The organism is Dyella sp. AtDHG13 (assembly GCF_003201105.1).
Classification (GTDB): domain Bacteria; phylum Pseudomonadota; class Gammaproteobacteria; order Xanthomonadales; family Rhodanobacteraceae; genus Dyella; species Dyella jiangningensis_B.
Map to the genome: position 1 here is coordinate 250,644 of NZ_QICJ01000005.1, position 23,111 is coordinate 273,754.

20 protein-coding genes, 4 tRNA genes and 1 pseudogene are annotated in these 23,111 nt (G+C 67.1%); 8 read left to right on the forward strand and 17 right to left on the reverse strand.

Annotated elements, in window-relative coordinates:
- Window positions 1–163: 163 nt before the first annotated feature.
- The 4 genes from BDW41_RS11065 to BDW41_RS11080 all read right to left on the reverse strand — a co-directional run bounded on the left by BDW41_RS11065 (window position 164) and on the right by BDW41_RS11080 (window position 1,048).
- A tRNA-Thr gene (locus tag BDW41_RS11065) sits at window positions 164–239 on the reverse strand.
- Window positions 240–265: 26 nt separating this feature from the next.
- A tRNA-Gly gene (locus BDW41_RS11070) sits at window positions 266–339 on the reverse strand.
- Between the two features lie 30 nt (window positions 340–369).
- Window positions 370–455: transfer RNA gene (locus tag BDW41_RS11075), tRNA-Tyr, on the reverse strand.
- 104 nt (window positions 456–559) lie between these two features.
- A complete protein-coding gene (locus BDW41_RS11080) occupies window positions 560–1,048 on the reverse strand; it encodes an acyl-CoA thioesterase (protein WP_074547425.1) in 489 nt (162 codons plus the stop codon).
- A gap of 165 nt (window positions 1,049–1,213) precedes the next feature.
- Between BDW41_RS11080 and BDW41_RS23925 the strand changes: the two genes are divergently transcribed.
- Window positions 1,214–2,167 (forward strand): glycerophosphodiester phosphodiesterase family protein, encoded by a 954-nt coding sequence (locus tag BDW41_RS23925; protein WP_074547424.1) that lies wholly within the window; start codon window positions 1,214–1,216, stop codon window positions 2,165–2,167.
- Between the two features lie 11 nt (window positions 2,168–2,178).
- Here the strand turns inward: BDW41_RS23925 and BDW41_RS23680 are convergent.
- The 9 genes and pseudogenes from BDW41_RS23680 to BDW41_RS11130 all read right to left on the reverse strand — a co-directional run.
- Window positions 2,179–2,622: pseudogene (locus BDW41_RS23680) on the reverse strand (GNAT family N-acetyltransferase); the annotation flags it as partial.
- 331 nt (window positions 2,623–2,953) lie between these two features.
- Complete coding sequence (gene ychF / locus BDW41_RS11095; protein WP_074547422.1) at window positions 2,954–4,045, reverse strand: redox-regulated ATPase YchF; 1,092 nt, start codon at window positions 4,043–4,045, stop codon at window positions 2,954–2,956.
- 85 nt (window positions 4,046–4,130) lie between these two features.
- A complete protein-coding gene (gene pth, locus BDW41_RS11100; protein WP_074547421.1) occupies window positions 4,131–4,712 on the reverse strand; it encodes an aminoacyl-tRNA hydrolase in 582 nt (193 codons plus the stop codon).
- A gap of 45 nt (window positions 4,713–4,757) precedes the next feature.
- The gene (locus BDW41_RS11105; RefSeq protein WP_074547420.1) at window positions 4,758–5,402 is read right to left on the reverse strand and encodes a 50S ribosomal protein L25/general stress protein Ctc; all 645 of its coding nucleotides are present in this window, start codon (window positions 5,400–5,402) and stop codon (window positions 4,758–4,760) included.
- A 174-nt stretch (window positions 5,403–5,576) separates the two neighbouring features.
- On the reverse strand, window positions 5,577–6,539 hold the full coding sequence (locus BDW41_RS11110; RefSeq protein WP_233496838.1) for a ribose-phosphate diphosphokinase: 963 nt from the start codon (window positions 6,537–6,539) through the stop codon (window positions 5,577–5,579).
- 31 nt (window positions 6,540–6,570) lie between these two features.
- A tRNA-Gln gene (locus BDW41_RS11115) sits at window positions 6,571–6,647 on the reverse strand.
- A 17-nt stretch (window positions 6,648–6,664) separates the two neighbouring features.
- On the reverse strand, window positions 6,665–8,059 hold the full coding sequence (ispE, locus tag BDW41_RS11120; RefSeq protein ID WP_074547419.1) for a 4-(cytidine 5'-diphospho)-2-C-methyl-D-erythritol kinase: 1,395 nt from the start codon (window positions 8,057–8,059) through the stop codon (window positions 6,665–6,667).
- A gap of 149 nt (window positions 8,060–8,208) precedes the next feature.
- Entirely contained in the window at window positions 8,209–8,838 is a 630-nt protein-coding gene (gene lolB / locus BDW41_RS11125) for a lipoprotein insertase outer membrane protein LolB (protein WP_074547418.1), read from the reverse strand.
- Entirely contained in the window at window positions 8,835–10,574 is a 1,740-nt protein-coding gene (locus BDW41_RS11130; RefSeq protein ID WP_083337556.1) for a tetratricopeptide repeat protein, read from the reverse strand. The genes lolB and BDW41_RS11130 overlap by 4 nt, the downstream gene beginning before the upstream one ends.
- Before the next feature lie 107 nt (window positions 10,575–10,681).
- On the opposite strand from BDW41_RS11130, the gene hemA reads away from it, so the two are divergent.
- The 4 genes from hemA to ppk2 all read left to right on the forward strand — a co-directional run bounded on the left by hemA (window position 10,682) and on the right by ppk2 (window position 16,189).
- Complete coding sequence (gene hemA, locus BDW41_RS11135) at window positions 10,682–11,956, forward strand: glutamyl-tRNA reductase (RefSeq protein ID WP_074547417.1); 1,275 nt, start codon at window positions 10,682–10,684, stop codon at window positions 11,954–11,956.
- Between the two features lie 75 nt (window positions 11,957–12,031).
- Entirely contained in the window at window positions 12,032–13,111 is a 1,080-nt protein-coding gene (gene prfA / locus BDW41_RS11140; RefSeq protein WP_074547416.1) for a peptide chain release factor 1, read from the forward strand.
- A gap of 71 nt (window positions 13,112–13,182) precedes the next feature.
- Window positions 13,183–15,288, forward strand: coding sequence for a tetratricopeptide repeat protein (locus BDW41_RS11145; protein ID WP_074547415.1), 2,106 nt, complete (start codon window positions 13,183–13,185; stop codon window positions 15,286–15,288).
- A gap of 121 nt (window positions 15,289–15,409) precedes the next feature.
- The gene (gene ppk2 / locus BDW41_RS11150; RefSeq protein WP_074547414.1) at window positions 15,410–16,189 is read left to right on the forward strand and encodes a polyphosphate kinase 2; all 780 of its coding nucleotides are present in this window, start codon (window positions 15,410–15,412) and stop codon (window positions 16,187–16,189) included.
- Window positions 16,190–16,423: 234 nt separating this feature from the next.
- On the opposite strand, the gene BDW41_RS11155 is transcribed toward ppk2, so the two are convergent.
- Complete coding sequence (locus BDW41_RS11155; protein WP_074547413.1) at window positions 16,424–16,924, reverse strand: VOC family protein; 501 nt, start codon at window positions 16,922–16,924, stop codon at window positions 16,424–16,426.
- 278 nt (window positions 16,925–17,202) lie between these two features.
- Between BDW41_RS11155 and BDW41_RS11160 the strand changes: the two genes are divergently transcribed.
- Window positions 17,203–19,983: an EAL domain-containing protein gene (locus tag BDW41_RS11160; protein WP_158536996.1), complete on the forward strand. Its 2,781-nt coding sequence runs from the start codon at window positions 17,203–17,205 to the stop codon at window positions 19,981–19,983.
- 1 nt (window position 19,984) lies between these two features.
- Here the strand turns inward: BDW41_RS11160 and BDW41_RS11165 are convergent, their stop codons facing one another.
- From BDW41_RS11165 to BDW41_RS11175, 3 genes are read right to left on the reverse strand one after another with little or no spacing between them, the layout of a single operon-like run.
- Entirely contained in the window at window positions 19,985–20,251 is a 267-nt protein-coding gene (locus BDW41_RS11165) for an acylphosphatase (protein WP_074547411.1), read from the reverse strand.
- A 1-nt stretch (window position 20,252) separates the two neighbouring features.
- On the reverse strand, window positions 20,253–20,732 hold the full coding sequence (locus BDW41_RS11170) for a TlpA disulfide reductase family protein (RefSeq protein ID WP_074547410.1): 480 nt from the start codon (window positions 20,730–20,732) through the stop codon (window positions 20,253–20,255).
- Window positions 20,729–22,006, reverse strand: coding sequence for a YihY family inner membrane protein (locus BDW41_RS11175; protein ID WP_074547660.1), 1,278 nt, complete (start codon window positions 22,004–22,006; stop codon window positions 20,729–20,731). The genes BDW41_RS11170 and BDW41_RS11175 overlap by 4 nt, the downstream gene beginning before the upstream one ends.
- Window positions 22,007–22,133: 127 nt before the next feature.
- Here BDW41_RS11175 and wrbA point away from each other — a divergent pair, with 127 nt between their 5' ends.
- Entirely contained in the window at window positions 22,134–22,736 is a 603-nt protein-coding gene (wrbA, locus tag BDW41_RS11180) for an NAD(P)H:quinone oxidoreductase (protein WP_074547409.1), read from the forward strand.
- Window positions 22,733–23,089 (forward strand): DUF2069 domain-containing protein, encoded by a 357-nt coding sequence (locus BDW41_RS11185; protein ID WP_074547408.1) that lies wholly within the window; start codon window positions 22,733–22,735, stop codon window positions 23,087–23,089. Before wrbA ends, BDW41_RS11185 begins: the two co-directional genes overlap by 4 nt.
- Window positions 23,090–23,111 lie beyond the last annotated feature (22 nt).

Genomic DNA, 23,111 nt, shown 5'->3' on the forward strand with positions numbered 1-23,111 from the left:
TCAGCGCAGCCGTCAGCGTCGTCTTGCCGTGGTCCACGTGACCAATCGTGCCGACGTTGACGTGCGGCTTGGTGCGTTCGAATTTACCCTTTGCCATACGTCTAAAACCCCGATGGAGTCAAATGATGAAAAAGTGGAATGATACCCGCGGACCGCGGTGAGATGGTGCTCATGACTGGAATCGAACCAGCGACCTCTTCCTTACCAAGGAAGTGCTCTACCGACTGAGCTACATGAGCACAAAAAACACCTAAGACGACTTCAATGGAGCGGGAGACGGGAATCGAACCCGCACCATCAGCTTGGAAGGCTGAGGTTCTACCATTGAACTACTCCCGCCTGGTTGAATCAGCCTTTGCGGAAATCGTCTGGTGGAGGGAGGTGGATTCGAACCACCGAAGGCGTAAGCCAGCAGATTTACAGTCTGCCCCCGTTGGCCGCTTGGGTATCCCTCCAACAAAGAACGGCTATTGTGTGGATCAGCCCGGTAGCTGTCAACACCTTCCACGGGAAAATTGACGTTTTCCCGCGATTTTTTTCACCGAATCAGATGCGTCCCTCAGAGGCCTTCCGCCACGTGCGCATCAACAAGCTGCTCCATCTCCTTGGAAAGGTTCATGAGCCTCATGGCCTGCTCCTGCAGCTGGCGCTCGTGCTCGTCGCGCGGCTGCCAGGCGGGCACCGGCGTGGGCTTGCCGTCGGGTGCGTCCAGCGCCACGAACACCATCACGCAGCTGGTCGCCAGGCGATGCTCGTCGCTGCGCAGGTCGCGCGCCAGCACGTCCACGGCCATGTGCATGCTGGAGCGGCCGGTATGGATCAAACGCGCCCGCACGGTGACCATGTCGCCGATGAGGATGGGCTTCACGAACTGGATGCCGCTGACCGAGGCGGTGACGCAATAGGCGCCGCTCCAGGCCACGGCGCAGGCGTAGCCGGCCTGGTCGATCCACTTCATCACCATGCCGCCGTGCACCTTGCCACCGAAGTTGACGTCGGTCGGCTGGGCCAGGAAACGGAAGTTCACTTCGTGTTGCTTGCCGGGCATGGAAAAGGCGCTCTGTGAAAACTAAGGGCGCGATTATGCGCCCTCGATCATGCCCCGGATACCGTCCACGGATCGCCTCGCACCCACGCCTTGGCGGGGCCTGCCGCTACTGACGCGCCCGCCGGCAGGCCGCAAGATGCGGGTTCTTTTCCTGAAATCGTCGCCATGAATCGTACGTTCCGCATGGTCCTCACCTTGCTGGCGGGCGCGGCGCTCGCATCCTGCCAGCCCGTGCGCCCGGATGCCGCACCAACACAGCTGCCACGGATCGTCGCCCATCGCGGCGGAGCGGCCGACGCGCCGGAAAACACGCTGGAGGCGATACGGCTGGCGCTGTCCCATGGCGCGGACGCCATGTGGCTTACCGTGCAGTTGAGTTCGGATGGCATACCCGTGCTCTATCGCCCGGCCGACCTTAGCGCCCAGACCAATGGCCATGGCCCGGTGGCGCAGGCCACCGCCACGCAACTGGCGGCGCTCAATGCCGGCTGGCAGTTCCACGATGCCCATGGCGATTATCCCTATCGGCAGCATGCCGTTGGCGTGCCCAGCCTGCGCGACGCCCTGCGCGCCATTCCGCCGGGCGTTCCCGTATTCCTGGACATGAAAGCCCTACCCGCCGCACCGCAGGCGGAGGCCGTCGCACGTGTACTGACCGAGGAACAGGCGTGGTCCCGCGTCACGCTCTACTCCACTGACGCGGCCTATCAGGCGGCTTTTGCGCGCCATCCGCAGGCCCGCCTGTTCGAGCCGCGCGATACCACGCGTCAGCGACTACTCGACGTACTGCTGGAAAACCGCTGCGACGGGGCACCTATTCCCCGCGCTCCCGCCGCCTTCGAGTGGCGGCGCGACGTAACCGTAACGGAGGCCTTTACCCTGGGCGAAGGACGCACGAAAGTCTCCGCCACCTTCTGGACGCCAGCCACGGTCGCGTGTTTCCGCCAGCAAACCGGGCAGGACCTGATGGCCATTGGAGTGAACGATGCGCCGACCTACCGCGACGCCGCCTGCCTTGGCCTGGATGCCGTGCTTACCGATTCGCCCGCCGCTCTTGTGCCGGTCCGCGAGGCGCTGTCGAAACGTCCCTTGCGCTGCGATGCCCCATCGTCGCGATAGATCATGGGCACCGACACCACCTTGCCGCGCGGGCGCGACGGATCACGGTCAAATACGAATCCAAAATGCCGATAGACCGGAACCGCCCCGGCCGCCGCATTGAGCGTGAACACCTGGGTACCTGCGCGGCGTTGGCAGTCCTTGCGCAGATGCTCCCAAAGTTTTCGCGCAATCCCTCGCCCCTGGTATCGCGTACCGACGAACAGATGCACGATATGGCTGTTGTTGCGCACCGCGGCCGCGCCCGCCAGCACGCCGTCGACAAAGGCCAGATGAAAGCGCAGCCCTGCCGCCATGCGCTGCCGGATGATCCGCGCACCCAGCGATTCCTCCAGGGCGATCACCGCCACGGGCGGCTGGTTAGGCATGATCCAGCGGCGTGCAACGCGACGCATCAGCCGCGACACGGCCGGCGCGTCATCGGCATGAGCAATTCGCAGGCGGATGTCTGCCATGCCCCATCACAGCACGCGTGCCGCGCAGGGCACAAGAATCAGTGCGCGCCCGCGCCAGCGTTGGACTTGGCCCGGAACGGCGGACGCGTGAGCCATACGAACACGATCCACCCGAGGAAAATCCAACCTGAGGCATGGAACAGCTCGTTGAAGGCGGGGGACGAACGCCCCGCAGGAAGAACTCGCCACCGCCCTGCGCGTGCTCAACACGATGGAGGAATGGGCGCGGGAATACGCGGAGCACCATCGCTGAAACGGCGTTCTAGCAAGCCGCCAGATACAAGAAAGCCGCGCAATGCGCGGCTTTCTTGTCCTGCACGGAACGCCTGGCTCAGACGTTGAACAGGAAGTGCAGCACATCACCATCCTTCACGACGTAATCCTTGCCTTCCTTGCGCAGACGCCCCGCCGCCGCCGCGCCGGCTTCGCCCTTGTACTGGATGAAGTCGTCGTAGCTCATCGTTTCGGCGCGGATGAAGCCGCGCTCGAAGTCGGTGTGGATCACGCCCGCGGCCTGCGGTGCAGTGAAGCCGCGCTTGATGGTCCAGGCGCGCACTTCCTTCACGCCGGCGGTGAAGTAGGTCTGCAGGTTGAGCAGCTTGTAGCCGGCGCGGATCACGCGGTTCAGGCCCGGCTCTTCCAGGCCCAGGTCCTTGAGGAACTCGTCGCGGTCGGCGTCGTCCAGCTGCGAGAGCTCTTCCTCGATGGCGGCGCACACCGGCACCACTTCGGCGCCTTCGGCGGCCGCGCGGGCGCGCACGGCGTCCAGGTGCGGGTTGTTCTCGAAGCCGTCTTCGCGCACGTTGGCGATGTACATCAGCGGCTTGAGCGTAAGCAGGAACAGGTCGCGCACCAGCGCCTTTTCCTCGTCGTCCAGGCCCAGGCTGCGCGCGGTCTTGCCTTCGTTGAGGCCGGCGGCGAGCTTCTGCAGCACCGGCTTCTTGGCGATGGCGTCCTTGTCGTTGGCCTTGGCCGAGCGCTCGGCACGGTTCAGGGCCTTTTCCACGGAATCGAGGTCGGCCAGGGCCAGCTCGGTGTCGATGGTCTCGATGTCGGCGATGGGGTCGACCTTGCCGGCCACGTGGATGATGTCGCTGTGCTCGAAGCAGCGCACCACGTGGGCAATGGCGTCCACCTCACGGATGTGCGCGAGGAACTTGTTGCCCAGGCCTTCGCCCTTCGACGCACCGGCCACCAGGCCCGCGATGTCGACGAACTCCACGGCGGTCGGAATGACCTTCTGCGGGTTCACGATGTCCGACAGCGCCTGCAGGCGCGGATCCGGCACGGGCACCACGCCCACGTTCGGCTCGATGGTGCAGAACGGGAAATTGGCCGCGGCGATGCCCGCCTTGGTCAGCGCGTTGAACAGGGTGGACTTGCCGACGTTAGGCAGGCCGACGATGCCGCATTTGATGCCCATGGGGTTGATCCGGGAATGGGGAATAGAGAAAGGGAAATAGTAAGACCAGAAACGGAAGCGCTCTAACGCTTCCTGTTCCGATGCCCTACTTCCCTGCGGTATGGAGCTGTTGCATGGCCTTGTCGAACTGGCCATCGACCGCCAGTGGCAGCACGTCGAGCGCGCGCGCGATGCCGTCGATGATGGCGCCCTCGTCCTTCTCGGACGGACGACCGAGCACCCACGGCGTGACCTTGTCCTTGTGTCCGGGGTGGCCGATACCGACGCGCAGGCGATGGAACTTGGCGTGCCCCAGGTGCGCGATGATGTCGCGCAGGCCGTTCTGGCCGCCATGGCCGCCGTCGAACTTCATTCGGACGGTGCCCGGATCGAGATCCAGCTCGTCATGCGCGACGAGGCATTCGGCCGGTTCGATCTTGTAATAGCGCAGCGCCGAAGCCACGGCGATGCCGCTCTTGTTCATGAAGGTGGAAGGCTTGAGCAGCCATACCGGCTCGCCGCCGATGCGGACCTTGCAGGTTTCGCCATGCAGCTTGCCGTCGAAACCGAAGCGCTCGCCCTGCCCTGACGCCAGGGCATCCACAAACCAGAACCCGGCGTTGTGCCGGGTTCGGAGATATTCGGCACCGGGGTTGCCCAGCCCGACAATGAGTCGCAGACCCGCCATAAGATCGTGGCGGCCCGCGCTCCAACGAGCGCGGGCCGCAGCGACTTACTTCTTGGGAGCTTCCGGCGCCGGAGCGGCTTCGCCCTCGGCCGGGGTCTCTTCGACTTCTTCCTTCACCGTGTTGGCGGTGACGACGGCGATATCGTGGTCCGCACCCAGGTGCAGGGCGACGATTTCCACGCCCTTGGGCAGCTTGAGCTGCGACAGGTGGATGATGTCGCCCGGCTTGAGGTCGGCCAGGTCGAGTTCGATGAACTCCGGCAGATCCTTCGGCAGGCAGGACACTTCCACTTCCGTCAGGTTGTGCGAGATCACCACGCCCGAGGTCTTGGCGGCGGGGGACTTTTCCTGGTTCAGGAAGTGCACCGGCACGTTGACGCGCAGGGCGGCGTTCTCGTCGACGCGCTGGAAGTCCATGTGCAGCATCTGCAGCTTGTATGGGTGCTTCTGCCAGTCACGCACCAGCACCTTCTGCACCTTGCCATCGACGTTCAGGTCGAGCACTGAGGAGAAGAACCACTCGTGCTTGGCCGACAGGAGGATGGTGTTGTGTTCGATCTGGATGCTCTGCGGGGCCTGGCCGGCACCGTAGACAACGGCAGGCACGAAGCCGGCATGACGCAGGCGGCGGCTCGCACCTTTCCCCTCGTCATTACGGGCCGTAGCCTTGATTTCATGAGTCGTAGCCATGTGGGTATTGCCTATCAGTAGTGAACCGCCTCGCGACGGTCATGCGACTCCCCCGCGACCAGGGGAGCCGTTGTTGTGGAGGGAACAGGGAATCGGGAATAGAGAATAGGAAGAGCAGGCACCGCGCTTTGCTTTTACCCATTCCCTATTCCCGACTCCCCATTCCCTCCGGAATCAATCGATGTAGAGCGAGCTCACCGACTCGCCGAAGGCGATGCGGCGGATCGTCTCCGCCAGCAGCTCGGCGACCGAGAGCTGGCGGATCTTGCTGCACGCGGCGATTTCGGGCCGCAGCGGCAAGGTGTTGGTGACCACCAGCTGGTCGAGCTGGGAGCCTTCGATGTTCTTCAGCGCAGCGCCCGACAGCACCGGGTGCACGCAGTACGCCACCACCTTGCGGGCGCCGCGCTCCTTGAGCGCCGCGGCGGCCGCGCACAGGGTGCCGGCGGTGTCGACGATGTCGTCGACCAGCACGCAGGTCTTGCCGTCGACTTCACCGATGATGTTCATCACGGTGGCGACGTTCGCCTTCGGACGACGCTTGTCGATGATGGCGAGGTCGGCATCGTCCAGGCGCTTGGCCATGGCACGCGCACGCACCACGCCGCCCACGTCCGGACTGACCACGATCAGGTCGTCCATGCTGTAGTTGCGCCAGATGTCCGCCAGTAGCACCGGCGAGGCATAGACGTTGTCCACCGGGATGTCGAAGAAGCCCTGGATCTGGTCCGCGTGCAGGTCCACCGTGAGCACGCGATCCACACCGGCGGTGCCGATCATCTTGGCGACCATCTTCGCCGTGATCGGCACGCGCGCCGAGCGCGGGCGACGATCCTGGCGGGCATAGCCGAAATACGGGATGACCGCGGTGACGCTGGCCGCCGAGGCGCGCTTGAGCGCGTCCACCAGGGTCAGCAGTTCGAACAGGTTCTCCGCGCTCGGCGCGCCCGTGGGCTGCAGCACGAACACTTCCTGACGGCGGACGTTCTCCTCGATTTCCACCTGCACTTCGCCATCGCTGAACGTGCTGACGAGCGCCTTGCCCAGCGGCACGCCCAGACGTTGAGCGACGTCCTCGGCGAGTGCGCGGTGGGCATTGCCGGTGAAAAGCATCGGGCCGGAAATGTCGAGGGTCATCTCTGAAGAACCTGTTTTAGCCATGTGGAAATGGCTGGGGCGGAAGGATTCGAACCTTCGCATGCAGGAATCAAAATCCTGTGCCTTAACCAGCTTGGCGACGCCCCAGTAACAACTGGATTTTCTTACTTTCCGCCCTCGCCGGCGCCACGAAAGCGCGCCAGGGCGACATGCAGCGGAGAAACGTCCTCGCCCTTGGCCACGTGGGCCGTGAAACCGGCGGGACACCGCTCCGCGATGGCTTCGGCGCGCTCCACGGAATCCGTTTCCAGGAAAACACACGCACCGCTGCCGGAAAGCCTTGCCCGGCCGAACTTGTCGAGCCAGTCCAGCGCCGCGGCCACGCGCGGATGTCGCGCGCGAACCACGGGCGCGAACGCGTTCTCGACCGTTTCGCCCGAAGCAAAGGATGAAATTGTGGCGGGCGGGGCATTTCGTGTCAATTCAGACGCTTGAAAAAGTGCCCCGGTCGGCACGTGTTCGTGGGGATCCAGCACCACGTACCAGCGCGGCGGCAGGCTCAGCGGGGTCAGTTTTTCGCCGATGCCCTCGGCCCAGGCCGACCGCCCGCGCACGAACACCGGCACGTCGGCGCCCAGCTGGCGGCCCAGCTCGGCCAGGGTGTCCTCGTCCAGCCCGGCGGTCCACAGGCGATTGAGGGCCACCAGCACGGTCGCGGCATCCGAACTGCCCCCGCCCAGGCCACCGCCCATGGGGATGCGCTTGTCCACCTCGATGTCCACGCCCGCGCCCTCCGGGGCATGCGGCTGCAGCAGACGCGCCGCGCGCACGACCAGGTCGGTGTCGGCGGGCACGCCGGGGACGTCGGTCAGCCGGTGGATCTCACCGTCGTGCCGGACGCGCAGGCGGATCTCGTCGCCCCAGTCCAGCAGGCGGAACACGGTCTGCAGCTCGTGGTAGCCGTCCGGCCGGCGGCCGACGATGCGCAGGAACAGGTTCACCTTGGCGGGCGCCGGCCAGACGGTCCAGTCGGCCAGGTCCGGCGGCGCGAGCGGCCGGCTCATGAAGACGCGAAGGTCGTCCGGAAAGCCGTTCTCGCGGTCGCGCTCGCGGGCGAAGGCAAATTCCGGAAGGTTCTTGTCGACGATGCGGAAGCCGTGCTTCGCGTAGAACGGCGCGTTCCACGGCACGTCGGCCAGCGTGCCCAGGTCGACGCGGTGATAGCCCGCCATGCTCGCCCAGCCGCAGGCGTGCTCCAGCAAGGCGGCGCCGATGCCGCGCTGGCCGTGCGAGGGCAGCACGTCCATCTCGGCCACGCCGATGGCGTCGCCGCCCTCCTCCGCGTCCAGCCAGATGAAGCCGACCGGCTCGCCCGAACCGATCACGGCCACCCAGACCAGGCCACGGGCGATGGCCTCGCGCATCACCTCGGGCGGCACCGACACCTCGCGATAGGACGGCCAGGCCTTGTGCCCGCGGAATAGCTCGACCGCCGCGCGCTCGATGGCGCACAAGGCGTCGACCTGATCGGGGCGGGCGCGTTCGATATGGAAGGTCATGGCGTGCTCTTGGCTTCCCTACCAGGGGAGAGTGGAGTTCGATCTGAAAAGGGAACGCGGCTGCGGAGCCCGGCTCCATGGTCACCCTCGCCGCAAGATGGTCCCCTCACCCTGCCCTCTCCCCGGAGGGGAGAGGGAAAACCCCGGGATTACTGGATGTTCCAGGACTCCACCGACAAACGCACCGAATACGGCGGATTGCTGGCGAAGATCTTGGTGGGCACGGCCGGCTCGCGCGTGGTGTCCCAGGCGGGGTACGAGATGGTCCAGCCGTCCTGCGTCAGTGTGGAGGGCAGGCCGTCGTTGCCGAAGGTCAGGTCGGCCGGGCCGCTGTCGGCGCGAACGCCCAGCACCCAGGCGCGCAGGTCACGCAGAGGCACATGCCAGCCCAGGGCGTTCTGCACCACGGTTTCCGCATCGGTGCTGCGCCGCGGGCCGCCGTCCAGGCCTTCGAGCACCGCCCACTCCGGCGACACGCTGAGCTTGAAGCTCTTGGCTCCCACCGGGCCGCGCACCACAAAGTCGTAGCTGCTGCCGTTCTGGGTCCAGGTGAGCGTGCCGCTGCCACCGTCTTTCTTGCCGTTGACCTCGGCCACTACGCCGATCTTGCCCTGCAGCACCCAATGGTCGGTCTTGGCCAGCAGGTGTTCGCGGGCGCGCTGCTCGTTGAGCAAGCTCGCGTAGTCGGCCTTGGGTTGCGAGCGGACGGCTTCCTTGTGGACGCAGGCGGCCAGCAGCAGCGGCAAGGCGGCCGCGAGGAGGCGAATGGGGAGCTTCATGGATTGAGGCGCTTGAGGGTGTTGTGGAGGTTGACGCTTTGCGGATCCATCTTACGGACTTCGTCGAACACGCGGCGAGCGTCTTCCTGGCGGCCCTGCTTCCACAGCACTTCGCCCAGGTGCACGCCGACGTCCGCGTCCTTGTGCGCGGTCCACGCACCACGCAGGGCCTGCTCGGCCTGATCCAGGTGACCCAGGCGGTATTGCAGCCAGCCCCAGGAGTCGGCGATGGCCGGATCGTCCGGGCGCGCCGCGCGCGCCTGCTCGATCAGCCGCTGCGCTTCGGGCAGGTCGCGGTTGGCGTCGGCCAGCGTGTAGCCCAGCGCATTGGAGGCGTCGGTGTCGTCGGGCTTGAGCTGGAGCAGGTGGCGGAAATCGTTCACCGCCTGATCGGTCTGCCCTGCCTCGGCATAGGCCAGGCCACGGCCGTAGAGCAAGGCCGGGTCGTCGGGCGTCACCTGCAGCGCGCGGCTGAACGCACGTTCCGCCTGGGCGTACTGCTGCTCGTCCATGTAGAGCTCCGCGTCCACTTCGTAGGTGCGGCGAAGCATGGCGGGCTGGTCGAGGTAGTCGGTCTGCATCTGCGCCAGTTGCTCGTGCGCCTCGGCGCTGCGGCCCAGGTCCTGCAGCAGGATCGCGCTGCGCAGGTCGGCGTCGAACGCGTGGTCGTCATCGTCGGCCACCTGGTCGTACCACTTCAGCGCCTCTTCCTTCTTGTCCAGCATTTCCGCCATCTGCCCGAGCAGGTAGGCGCTGCCCTGGCGCACGTCCTCGGGCGAATGCTGCAGCTGGTTGTAGAGGCGGTTGATGGTCTTGGTGTCCTTGGCGCGAGCCGCCAGCGCGGCGCGCATGGCGTAGGTGTCCGCATCCTGCGGGCCGTTGTCGAGCAACTTGGCGGCCGCCGTGTAATCGCCCCCCTGCCCCAGCAGGGTCGCGTAGGCGAGGCGCATCTGGGTGTTCTTCGGGTCCTTGGCCATGGCCTTGTCGAACAGGGCCTTGGCGCCCACGCGGTCGCCGTCGTGGTACTTCATCTGGCCCAGCCACGCATAGGTTTCGCCCGTGCCGAAACGCTTCACGGCGGCTTCCGCGATCTGCAGCGCATAGGCATGGCGGCCCAGCTTGTCGCCCAGCTCGCTCATGGCCAGCCAGGCCTGCGGGTCGTTGGGCAGGCGCTGGGGCGTGGCAATGGCCTCCAGCAGCTGGGCGGCCTGCGCGGCATCGCGGCTGCTGACCAGCACGCGGCCAAACTGGCGCCAGGCGTCCGGATCGCCGGTGCCCACCAGGATCTCCAACTGGCGGCGCGCCTCCTCCGTGTTGCCCTGGCTGAGCGCCAGCTGCGCCCGCGCCTGGGCCAGCGGCGCCGGCTTGGCGCCCAGTGCCTGCCAGCGGGCGATCGCGGCCTGCGCGGCGTCGGCGTCCCGCACCGCGATGGCCAGGGCCGCGGCCTGCTCGGCCACCTTGGGATCGGGCGACAGCTGAGCCGCGCGGCCGTAGGCCTGGGACGCCGCCTTGAGATCGGTGCGCGACAGCGCCATCTCGCCGGCGAGCAGCTGGGCCATCAGGTCGTGGTCCTGGTCGGGAACCGCCACCACCAGCTTGCCCAAGGGCTGCTTGTCGCTGGCCGACGCGTGTCCCGACGTGCCCGAGACGGTGGCGCACCCCGCCAGTGCCAGCGCGATCGCGCCGCCAGCCGCAAAATGCCGCAGTTGCTTGAACTTGGACCACCTGCTCAGCACACTATTCTCCGCTCATCCGTCCGTGACACGGCCGTATCCACACTGTAGAACGGTCGTCGCTAACCGCTAGTTTACGCTGCCGGATGTCCCCCGCTCCGAATCGAACCATGAAGCTGATCGCCCTAGGGCTCAACCACCTCACCGCGCCGGTCAACCTGCGCGAACAAGTGGCGTTCGATGCGGAATCCACCGGGCCGGCGCTGCTGGCGCTTGCCCGCGAGCCCGGCGTGGAAGAGGCGATGATCCTCTCCACCTGCAACCGTACCGAACTCTACGTGAGCGTCGCGGCTGGAGCCGAGGACGTGCCGCAAGCCTGGCTCAGCCGCCACCATCAACTGACTCCGGGCAAGCTGGACGAGTTCCTCTATCGCCATGACGAAGATGCGGCCGTGCGTCACATGTTCCGCGTGGCGACGGGCCTGGATTCCATGGTGCTGGGCGAGCCGCAGATTCTCGGCCAGGTGAAGGACGCCTACCAGCAGGCCCGCGATGCCCAGGCGCTGCGCGCCCCGATGGAACGCCTGCTCCAGCACACCTTTGCCGTAGCCAAGCGCGTGCGCACCGACACCCGCATCGGCGCGCACACCGTGTCCGTCGCCTTCACCGCCGTGCGCCTGGCCGAGCAGGTGTTCGCGGACCTGCGCCAGGCCTGCGTGCTGCTGATCGGTGCGGGCGACACCATCGAACTGGCCGCGCGGCACCTGGTGGACAAGCAGGTGCGCCGCCTGATCGTGGCCAACCGCACGCTGGAAAATGCGCAGGAACTGGCCAGCCGCTGCGGCGGCTACGCCATTTCGCTCAACGACCTGCCGCAGCATCTTGCCGAGGCGGACATCGTCATCAGCTCCACCGCCGCACGCCAGCCCATCGTGACGCGCGCCATGGTCGAGAAGGCCGTGGCGGCGCGGCGGCGCAAGCCGATGTTCATGGTGGACATCGCCGTGCCGCGCGACATCGAGCCGTCGGTCGGCGAGCTGGACGACGTGTTTCTCTACGGCATCGACGACCTGCACCAGGTGATCGACGACAACCGCCGCTCGCGCCAGGCCGCCGCGAACGAGGCCGACGCCATCATCGACCTGCAGGTCGAGCGCTACATGGCATGGCGCCGCGCGCTCTCGCTGCGCAATCCGGCGGTGGACCTGCGCCAGCACGCGGAGGTCTACCGCGACGAAGTGCTGGACAAGGCCCGCGCCATGCTCGCGCGCGGCAAGTCGCCGGAGGAAGCCCTGGCCTTCCTCGCCAACACCCTCACCAACAAGCTGCTGCATCACCCGAGCGCGCGCCTGCGCGAAGCGGCGATGAGCGGCGACATGGACCTGCTGCATGCGGCCGGCCGCCTGTACGGCATCACCGAGAAGCCGGAAGTGAGTGAAGAGTAGCGAGGAAACAGAGAACGCCTCCGCGCCACGCGCGCCCTCTCTCGTCCCTCACTCCTCTCCGCTCGTTTCTCGCCCATGACGCCTTCCATTCGCCGCAAGCTCGAATCCCTCGCCGAACGCCACGAAGAAATCGGACTGCTGCTCGCGCAGCCCGATGTGCTGGCCGACACCAGCCGCTTCCGCGAACTCTCGCGCGAATACGCGCAGCTCGAACCCGTGGCCAGCTCGCTGCGCGAACACGACCAGGCCGAGCGCGAACTGGCCGAAACCCGCGCCATGCTCGATGACCCGGAACTGCGTGACATGGCGCAGGACGACGTCGGTCGCCTGGAGAGCCGCCTCGCCGAACTGGACGACGAGCTGCAGATCCTGCTGCTGCCCAAGGACCCGCGCGACGAGGCCAATCTGTTTCTCGAAGTGCGCGCCGGCACCGGCGGCGACGAGGCGGCCATCTTCGCTGGCGATCTGTTCCGCATGTACGCGCGCTACGCCGAGCGTCGCCGCTGGCACGTGGAAGTGCTGAGCGAGAACCCCGGCGAACACGGCGGCTACAAGGAAATCGTGGCGCGCATCGAAGGCAAGGGCGCGTATTCGCGGCTCAAGTTCGAGTCGGGCACGCACCGCGTGCAGCGCGTGCCGGAAACCGAATCGCAGGGCCGCATCCATACCTCGGCGGCCACGGTGGCGATCCTGCCGGAGATGGACGAGATCGACGACATCGAGATCAACCCCGCGGACATCAAGACCGACACTTTCCGTGCCTCCGGCGCGGGCGGCCAGCACGTCAACAAGACCGACTCGGCCATCCGCATCACCCACCTGCCCACCGGCATCGTGGTCGAATGCCAGGACGAGCGCAGCCAGCACAAGAACCGCGCCCGCGCCATGAGCCTGCTGAAGGCCCGCCTGCTGGACGACGAACGCAGCCGCCAGGCCGCCGCGCAGGCCGAGTCGCGCCGCCTGCAGGTGGGCTCGGGCGACCGCAGCCAGCGCATCCGCACCTACAACTTCCCACAGGGCCGCATCACCGACCACCGTGTGAACCTGACGCTCTACCGCCTGCCCGAAGTGCTGCAGGGCGATCTGGACGAACTGGTGGACACCCTCACCCGGGAAAACCAGGCGGACGAACTGAAGGCGCTCACCGCCGGCTGAGCCCTAGGAGCCTGTTCACGATCTCCGCGTGGCGGATTGGCAGCCACGCCGCCCTGCGCTAGTTTGGCGGGATGACTGACCTCTTCACCCCCTCTTCCCAGGCGCTGGCGCAGCAGATCATCGAGATGATCGAGCGCGGCGCGTTCGACGATGCCGACCGTGCTGCCACGGAGGCGCGCGCGCACTACCCCGACGATGCCGAACTGGCGCGCCTGCACGGCATCACCCTGATGCAGCTGCGCCGCCACGCCGACGCGATGGAGACGCTGGAGCAGGCCGCCCGGCTGGCCCCGCAGAGCGTCGAGGCGAAATGCAATCTCGGCAGCGCCCGGCTCGCCAGCGGCGATGCCGACGGCGCTATCGAATACCTGCGCGCCGCGCTGCGCGAGTCACCCGGCCACCCGGCCATCCTGCTCACGCTGGGCAACGCGCTGATGGCCGCGGCCCGCTACCAGCACGCCCGCGAGTCCTACGCGATGGCGACGCATGGCGCGCCCACCCACCCCGGCCTGCGCCTGAACCTTGCGGCCGCCGAGCTGGAGCTGGGCAACATCGACCAGGCCCGGCTGCATACGGACGAGGCGCTGCAACTGCATCCGCGCTTCGACGCCGCCTACGCGTTGCGCGGACGCATCCTGCAGACGCAGGGCAAGGACGCCGAGGCCACCGAAGCCTGGCTGCTCGCCGAGCGCGTATCGCCGCAGAACCCGCAGTACCCCTTCGCGGTGGGCCAGTTGCTGGAGGACGGCGGCCAGCTGCCGGCCGCCGCCGCGGCCTACGAACGCGCCCTGCGGCTCAATCCCGACGACGGCCGCGCGCTCAGCCAGTTGCTGTTCCTGCGCCGCCGCCTGTGCGACTGGCATGACCTGGACGCGCTCAGCCAGCGCATGCAGGCCGCCGTCGCCGCTGGCGCGGGCACCATCAGCCCCTTCACCACGCTCGCCGAAGATGTCGACGCGGCCACGCTGCTGCGTTGCGCGCAGGACTACGCCGCCGCCGTGGAACTGCAGACGGCGCCGCTGCGCAAGCAGCAATCCTTCACCCACGCCAAGCCCGCGCCGGACAACCCGATCCGCATCGGCTTCGTGGCGGACGGCTTCAACGACCACGCCACCGGCCTGCTGGTGGTGGCGATGTTCGAGGCGCTCGCCAACGACGACGATCTCGACATCCACCTGTTCGCCACCACGCCCGACGACGGCGGTTCGATCCGCGCGCGCCTGGCCGCCGCCACCACGATGCACGACGTCTCCGCGCTCAACCCGGCGCAGCTGGCGCAGCGCATCCACGACACCGGCGTGGAGATCCTGTTTGACCTCAATGGCTACTCCGGCCGCGACAACGCCGAGCTGTTCGCGTTGCGCCCCGCACCGGTGCAGGTCAACTGGCTCGCTTTTCCGGGCAGCATGGGCGCGCCGTGGCTGGACTACCTGCTCGCCGACAAGGTCATCGTCCCCGACGAGATGCGCCCGCACGTCAGCGAGAAACTGGTGCGACTGCCGCGCTGCTATCAGCCCAACGACAACACGCGCGTGGTGGCCCAGCCGCCTTCGCGCGCCGAATGCGGCCTGCCCGACGAAGCCACCGTGTTCGCCTGCTTCAACAACAGCTACAAGATCAACCCGGCGGCCTTCGCGCGCCTGATGCTGGTGCTGCAGCAGGTGCCAGGCAGCGTGCTGTGGCTGCTGTCCGGCCCCGATGGCGCGGACGAGCGCCTGCGCGCCGCGGCCAGCGCCGCAGGCATCGCGCCGGAGCGCCTGGTGTTCCTGCCGCGCCTGCCGCATGCCGAATACCTGTCGCGCTACGTCAACGCGGACCTGTTCCTCGACACGCTGCCATACAACGCGCACACCACGGCATCGGACGCGCTGTGGGCGGGCTGCCCCGTGCTTACCTCCACCGGCCGCACCTTCGCCGGCCGCGTCGCCACCAGCCTGCTGCTGCAGCTCGGCCTGCCCGAACTGGTGTGCGAAGACGACGAGGCGTTCATTGCCATGGCCACGCAGCTGGGCAACGACCGCGACGCCCTGCGCACCTTGCGCCAGCATCTGTCGCAGCAGCGCACGCAGAGCTCGTTGTTCGACATGCAGGGCTACGCGGGGGATTTCCGCCGCGCCGTGCAGGCCATGAGCGCACGCCATCGCATCGGTCGCCGGCCAGCGGACGTGGATCTGTAAGCGAGCCGCCAGCGGCGTCCACGCAACCGGCCCGCAAGGACGCAGCGGCGTGGATGACTTCTTCACCCCGCGCACGGTGCGAGCACGCACAATGCGCGGAGCCATCCTGAGGAGACGCACCATGGGCAAGAAGAAAAAGTCCTATCGCAACGCCATGGCCGAACTTCAACTGGAACTGGCCGGCCTGCATCGCTGGCTGCGGCGCAGCGGCCACCGGCTGGTGGTGATCTTCGAAGGGCGCGACGCGGCCGGCAAGGGCGGCACCATCAAGGCCATCACCGAGTCGATGGACACGCGCGGCTACCGCATCGCCGCCCTGGGCAAGCCCAGCGAGGCGGAGTCCTCGCAGTGGTACTTCCAGCGCTACGTGCAACATCTGCCGAACGCCGGCGAGATCGTGCTGTTCGACCGCAGCTGGTACAACCGCGCGGTGATCGAGCCCGCCATGGGCTTCTGCAGCAAGGCGCAGTACAAGGCCTTCATGGCCGCCGTGCCTGCTTTCGAGAAGCTGCTCACCGACGACGGCATCATCCTGCTCAAGTACTGGCTGGCCGTGGATCAGGAGGAACAGGAGGAACGCTTCGAAGACCGCGCGCGCGATCCGCTCAAGCGCTGGAAGCTCTCCCCCACCGACCTTGCCTCGCGCGACAAGTACGAGGAAATCGGCCACCTGCGCGACGTGATGATCGAGCGCACGCACCGGCCCAACGCGCCGTGGTTCGTGGTCGACTACAACGACCAGAAGCGCGGACGCGTGAACCTGATCCGGCACCTGCTGGAACAGGTGCCGCGCCATGACGAAAGCATTCCCGAGCCCAAGCTGCCCAAGCTCAAGGGCAAGCCCAAGAGCGAGCACGTCACCCGCAAGGCGGAATGGGTGCCTGACACGATGGACGGCTGAGCGCCTGTTCAAAATCTCGCATAACGCGCGTTTTTTTTCGCTCGTCATTCCGGCGCAGGCCGGAATCCAGTGGCATCAGGGCACGGTTTTTCGCGGAAGACTGCATGCTTTGCTTTTACTTCACGCGATAACCGGTCACTTCCGCTACTGGATTCCGGCCTGCGCCGGAATGACGGTGAGGGAGATGGGCGGCATGCGAGATCTTGAACAGGCTCCAAGTCCCATCAGCGGCGATCAGCCTTTCGCCGCCCGCCTCAGTTCGTGCAAGTCCAGCTTCTGCATGCGCATGATCGCCGCCTGGACACGCTCCATGCTGGCCGCATCGCCACTGGTGAGCCACTGGATCATCTCCTCCGGCACCACCTGCCAGGACAGGCCGAAGCGGTCCTTGATCCAGCCGCATTGGCCTTTCTTGTCAGCCGCGCCTTCCAGCAAACGCTCCCAGTAGTAATCGATTTCCTCCTGCGAGCGGCAGTGCACCACCAGCGACATGGCCTCGTTGAATCGGAATACCGGTCCGCCGTTCAGCGCGGTGATCGATTGGCCGTCGAGTTCGAAATCCACCGTCATCACGCTACCCTCGGCACGCCCGGAAGCCTGCGCGCTCGACGCGGTATAGCGCGTGGTCGCCAAAATGCGCGACTGCGGAAAGATCGACACGTAGAACTGCGCGGCCTCCTCGGCCTGATGATCGAACCAGAGAAACGGGGTGATGCGCTGGAATCGCGTGCTCATGCGTCATGCCTCCTTGGGTGATGGTTTGTCGGGCACAGGACCCTTGCCATGACGACGAAGATCCACCGCGAAATTCGACACGACGGTTTACTCCCGCCCGCATGCCGCAAAGGTCTAGGACACGTGAACAGCGGGGCGGCGGGCCGGCCGGCATTCAAGCTTCAGGTGGATGCGCCGATAAGACGATGGCCTGAACTCCAGGCGCACGGGGGGCGAGTATGCCGGTGCAAGGCCGGGGGGCCGGGCGGGTCAAGAGAGAGCGGGCGGCGGAAATCGTCGTGCCGTTCGTGCTGGTGGTCGTGGTGATGATCGGGCTGTGCACTGCCAGCCTGGACATCCTTTCGGCCGCGCGCGCCTTCGTGGGTGGCGAGAGCCGCTGGTCGAAGGCGCAGAAGATCGCCGTCTCCAGCCTGCAGCACTACCTGTCCAGCGGCAGCGAAACGGATTATCGCCAGTTCCTCGACGCCATCGCCGTGCCCCTGGGCGATCACCGCGCACGCATCGAGCTGGATCGCCCCACGCCAGAGATGGCCATCGTCATCCAAGAGTTCCGGCGTGGCGGCATCGACCACGCGGACATCCCCGGCATGGCTCGCCTGTACCGGTACTTCCACGACGTCGGCAGCATCCGTAACGCCGTCGCGGTCTGGGTCGAGGCCGACCATTCCATCGATGAACTGAGCGCGCTCGGCGCCGAGGTGCATCGCCGGATCAGCCGCGGCGATCGCGCGCCCGAGTGGATCGACGCCACGAGCCAGCGCCTGCGCGCCATCGACGAGCGCCTGACGCCGATGGAATACGCGTTCTCCGACGCGTTGGGCACCGCCTCGCGCGATACCGCCAATCTGCTGCGCGTGTGGTTCGGCCTGGTCGCGGTGACCATGGTGCTGGTGGCGGCCCGGCGTGCGCGCCGATTGCTGGATGACCGCGCCCGCGTGGCCCGCGAACTGCGCGCCAGCGAAGACCGCTTCCAACTCGCCGTGGCGGGCAGCAACGACGGCCTGTGGGATTGGGATCGCCACACCGGGCAGGTCTATCTCTCGCCGCGCCTGCGGCAGATGCTGGGGCTCGACCTTGGCGACGACGATGCCGGCAGTTCGGTGTTTCTTTGTCTCCATCCCCAGGACAGGCGCCAGGTGATGCGCGCCGTCACCGCGCACGTGTGGCGCAACGCGCCGCTGGACGTGGAGTTCCGCGTGCCGCAGAAGGACGGCCATGCGCGCTGGTTTCACGCGCGCGGCGCGTCCTTGCGCGATGCGGCCGGCGCATCGCGGCGCATGGCCGGTTCGGTCACCGAGATCACCGAGCGACGCCGGGCCGATGCCTTGCTGTTCGCGGCCAAGGAACGCGCTGAAGTCACGCTGCAATCCATCGGCGACGCCGTGATCACCACCGATGCGCAGGGCTGCATCGACTACCTCAACCCCAGCGCGGAACGCCTCACGCGCTGGACCACGGAACGCGCACGCGGGCTGCCGGTCGGGGCCATCTGCCGCTTTGTGGCCGAAAGCACCGGACAGCCGATTGCCGATCCGGTCATGCAGGTGTTGAGCGGGCATCCCGACTGGAGCCAGAGCGACAAGCTCGTGTTGACGCATGCCGACGGACCATCCACGGCCATCGACCTGACCGCCACGCCCATCCGCGACCGCGCCGGCAACATGGACGGCGCGGTGCTGGTCATGCGCGACGTCAGCAGCGACCGCGAGCACGCCGCGCAACTGAGCTATCAGGCCAGCCACGATGTGCTCACCGGCCTGATCAACCGCCGCGAGTTCGAGCGAAGGCTCGCACGCGCATTGGCGTCGTCGGAACACGGCGACCGTCCCTTTGCCGTGCTCTACCTCGACCTGGATCAGTTCAAGGTGGTCAACGACACCTGCAGCCACGCGGCGGGCGACGAACTGCTGCGCCAGATCGGCGCGCTGTTCCTCAGCCACGTGCGCGCCACGGATGCAGTGGCGCGGCTGGGCGGCGACGAATTCGTGGTGCTGCTGGAAGACTGCGCGAGCGACGATGCGCTGGCCATTGCCGAAGACCTGCGCGCGGCCATCGGCGACCTGCATTTCGCCTTTGGCGAACGCAGCTTCGCTACCAGCGCCAGCATTGGCCTGGTCAGCCTGAGCGCGGACCAGCGATTGGCACGCGAGGACATCCTTGGCGCGGCGGATGCCGCCTGCCACCTGGCCAAGGAAAAAGGCCGCAATCGCGTGCAGACCTATCACCTCGACGACGACGAAGTCGCCGTGCGGCAGAGCGAGATGTGCTGGGTGAGCCGCATCCAGGCCGCGCTGGCGAGCAATCGCCTGCGCCTCTACGCGCAGGACATCGTCGACCTACGCCGACCGACGCAGCACAGCCACGTGGAGCTGCTGGTGCGCATGGTGGGCGAAGACGGGCAGATGGTGCCGCCGCGCGCCTTCATTCCTGCCGCCGAGCGCTACGGCCTGATGCCGTCGATCGATCGCTGGGTAGTGCAGTCGGCGTTCGCCGCGCTGCGCGAAGCGCAGGATCGCGGCGCGCCGGGTGTGCCAACGCTATGCACGATCAACCTGTCGGGCACCTCGCTTTGCGAGGATGGCCTGGCCGTGTTCCTGCGCCAGCAGTTCGAGGCCTACGCCATCGCGCCCGCGTCCATCTGCTTCGAGATCACCGAAACCGCGGCGATTTCCAGCCTGTCGCGCGCCACCGCCTTCATCCACGACATGCGCGCGCTCGGCTGCCGCTTTTCGCTGGACGACTTTGGTGCCGGCATGTCGTCCTTCACCTATTTGAAGCACCTGCCCGTCGATTTCATCAAGATCGAAGGCAGTTTCGTGGACGACATGATCGACGACCCCATCGACCAGGCCATGGTGGAGGCGATCAACAACATCGGCCACGTCACCGGCAAGCGCACCATCGCCGAATGCGTCAGCACGCCGGCATTGCTGGCCGCCGTGCAGCGGCTCGGCATCGATTTCGCCCAAGGCTTCGCCTTGTCGACGCCGCGCCCGTTCCTGCAGGAGCGCGATGCCTCATCGGCCGTGCGAGCGCCGATGCATACCTTCGCGGACTAGCTCAACGCGTGAGGAAGCCTTCGACGGCCGGCGCGTCGCAATCCTCGCGCAGCACGCTGTCGACGCGCGCCGCGGGCGGCCCTTGCCGCAGCCAGCGTTCCAGCGCTGCCAGGGACGCGGCCGAACCGATGGCCAGTACTTCGACGCGTCCGTCCGGCAGGTTCCTGGCGTGGCCCGACAACCCGAGCATCAATGCCTGCTCGCGCGTGCTGGCGCGGTAGAACACGCCCTGCACGCGTCCGCTGACGAGGAAACGCGCCGCGCCCATGTCACTTGCCCAGGCCGATGGCCTCGCCCAGCGAAGCCTCGTCGACGGTGCCGACGAAACGCTTGGCGACCTTGCCGTCCGGTGCGATCAGCCAGGTCGTGGGCAGGCCGCGCGGTTCGTCGAAATCCTTCAGCGGCTTGTCCAGCGTCACCTGCGCCACGGGGTAGCTCACCGGATGCTTGAGCAGGAAGGCCTTGATGTCGGCCACGTCGCTGTCGTCGTAGGCTAGGCCGATGGCGCTCACCTTGTCCTTGTGCGCGGCGACGAAGCGGGAAATGTCCGGCATCTCCTTGATGCACGGTACGCACCACGTGGCCCAGTAATTGACGATCACCCACTTGCCGCGCTGCGCGGCCAGGTCGTAAGGCTTGCCGTCGAGTGTGGTGAGCCTGATCGACGGCTGCGCGGGCATGGCGGCCTGCGCCACGCCGGCAAGCGCCAGCGCGAGGCCAAGCACGGCGAGCGGTTTGAGCAACTTCATTGCGTCGTTTCCTTGGAGGGATTATTCGCCGGCGCGCCCAGCGGATAGGCGGTGTCCAGCGTCTTGTGGAGGTTGCGGCAGAGCGAGGTGGCGGCTTCATCGAGCAGCGACAGCAGCGCCGCCGGCAAGCGCAGGTTGTGCGAGCGCGCCTCCTCCCCCGGATGCAGCGGCACCCGATAGGAGCAATGGGCGTAGACGCGCATCAGGTCGGTGCTGTCGAGGCTGCGCGCGAGCATCCAGCCGCTGCCTACCTCGCCCTGGATCAAGCCGGCGCGTTGCAGGTCGCCGAAGTAATCCACGATGGACGCGCGATGCAGGCGTGGCTCCTGCCCGCGCACGCTGTCGGGCGTGATCTTGGCGCCCTGCCGCTGCGCCTGCACGAAATGCCCCAGCACCACGAGCAGGCCGAGGAAGGCCGAGCTCTCCGGCAGGAAGTCCGACGGCGGCAGGTAATCGAAGGCGGATACCGAAGCGGCCACCGACGCGCACAGGATCACGATCACCCACGACAGGTAGATCCACAGCAGGAAGATCGGCAGCGCGGCGATGGCGACGCCGTAGATCTGCTGGTAGGTATGCGCGTGATGAATGAAGCGCGCGAAGCCCCAGCGCGCGATCTCGAACAGGATCGCGCCCATCAGCGCGCCGATGGCGGCATTGCGCCAGTGCACGCGGCGGTTGGGCACCACCATGTAGATCAGCATGAGGGTGAGGAAGGTCACCACGAAGGGCAGCACGCCCACCAGCCGCTCCTTCAGGTTGAGCGTGACCGCCGCATCGTTGAGCATCGGCAGGGCCGTGGCGAACGACGCCAGCGCGATGCCGCCGACCACCAGCACCGGCCCCAGCGTAAGCGCGGCCCAGTACAGCAGCAGGCGGGACATCCAGCCGCGCTGGCGCTGCACGCGCCAGATGCGGTTCATGCGGTCCTCGATGCTCACCATCATCGACAGCGCGCTGAAGAACATCACCAGCACGCTGATGCCGGTGAGCTTGCTGGCGTTGTCGGCAAAGCTGTCCAGGTATTCCTGCACGCGCACGCCGGCCGCGGGCACGAAGCTCTTGAACACGAAGTCGATCAGCATGCTGCGCGCATCGGCAAAGGCCGGAAACGCCGCGAAGATCGCCAGCGAGGCCACGATCAGCGGCACCAGCGACACCAGCGTGGTGTAGGACAGCGCGCCGGCCGTCTCGAAGCACTTGTCATCGATGAACCGCTGCCAGACGAACCGGCGGAAGCTGTGAAAGCGGTCGCGATCGAAACGCAAGGCCATGGCCATGGTGACTCCTTTCCACATCGCCCTATGGTGCCGCCCCGCCGCATACGGGTAGCGTGAATGTCACGGCAACTCGGGCTTGATCGCCCGCTACACTAACCGATCACACACCAGCCTCCCAACCATGAGCCACGACATCCTGGTCCTGTACTACAGCCGCACCGGCCACACCGCCCAGCTCGCGCGACTGATCGCGCGCGGCGTGGAGGAAGTGCCCGGCATGCGCGCCCGCCTTCGCCAGGTGCCGCCGGTGGCGCCCGTCACCGAGGTCGCGCATCCGCCGGAGCCGGACGAAGGCGCACCCTACGTGACGCGCGAGGACCTCGCCGAATGCGCCGGCCTGGCGCTGGGCAGCCCGACCCGCTTCGGCAACATGGCCGCGCCGCTGAAGTATTTCCTCGATTCCACCGGCGCCGAATGGGCCAGCGGCGTGCTCGCCGGCAAGCCTGCCGCCGTGTTCACCGCCACCAGCACCATGCATGGCGGGCAGGAATCGACCCTGCTCACCATGGCCCTGCCCCTGCTTCACCACGGCATGCTGCTGGTGGGCCTGCCCTACACCGAGCCGGCGCTCACCGCCACGCAGAGCGGCGGCACGCCGTATGGCGCCAGCCACGTCGCGGGCGCCAAGGGCGACAACGCCATCAGCGAGCACGAGCGCGAACTGGCGCGCGCGCTGGGGCGCCGCCTGGCGGACGTGGCGCGACGGCTGGGCACCGCCGCATGACGGCACCGATCAGCGCCAACTATCGCGTGGGACTGGCGGCGTGGGCCGCGCTCGCCCTGTTGCAGCTCGCCTGGCACGGCTGGCTGTTCCCGGCGCAGAGCATGCCCGCGGGCGTCGCGCTGGGCATCACCGTGGTGCCGCTGCTGCTGCCGCTGTTCGCCCTGCGCGATGTGCGCCGCGCCCTGCTGTGGGTGGGCATCCTCAGCCTGTTCTACTTCTGCCATGGCGTGAGCGAAGCCTGGAGCGCCCCGGGCGAGCGCTGGCTGGCGTGGATCGAGATCCTGCTCACGCTGACCCTCATCGGCATGCTGGGTCTGGGCGTGCGCCGCAAGCGCGCGGCGTCGAACCGCTGAGGGCCGGCCATCCGGCTTCGAC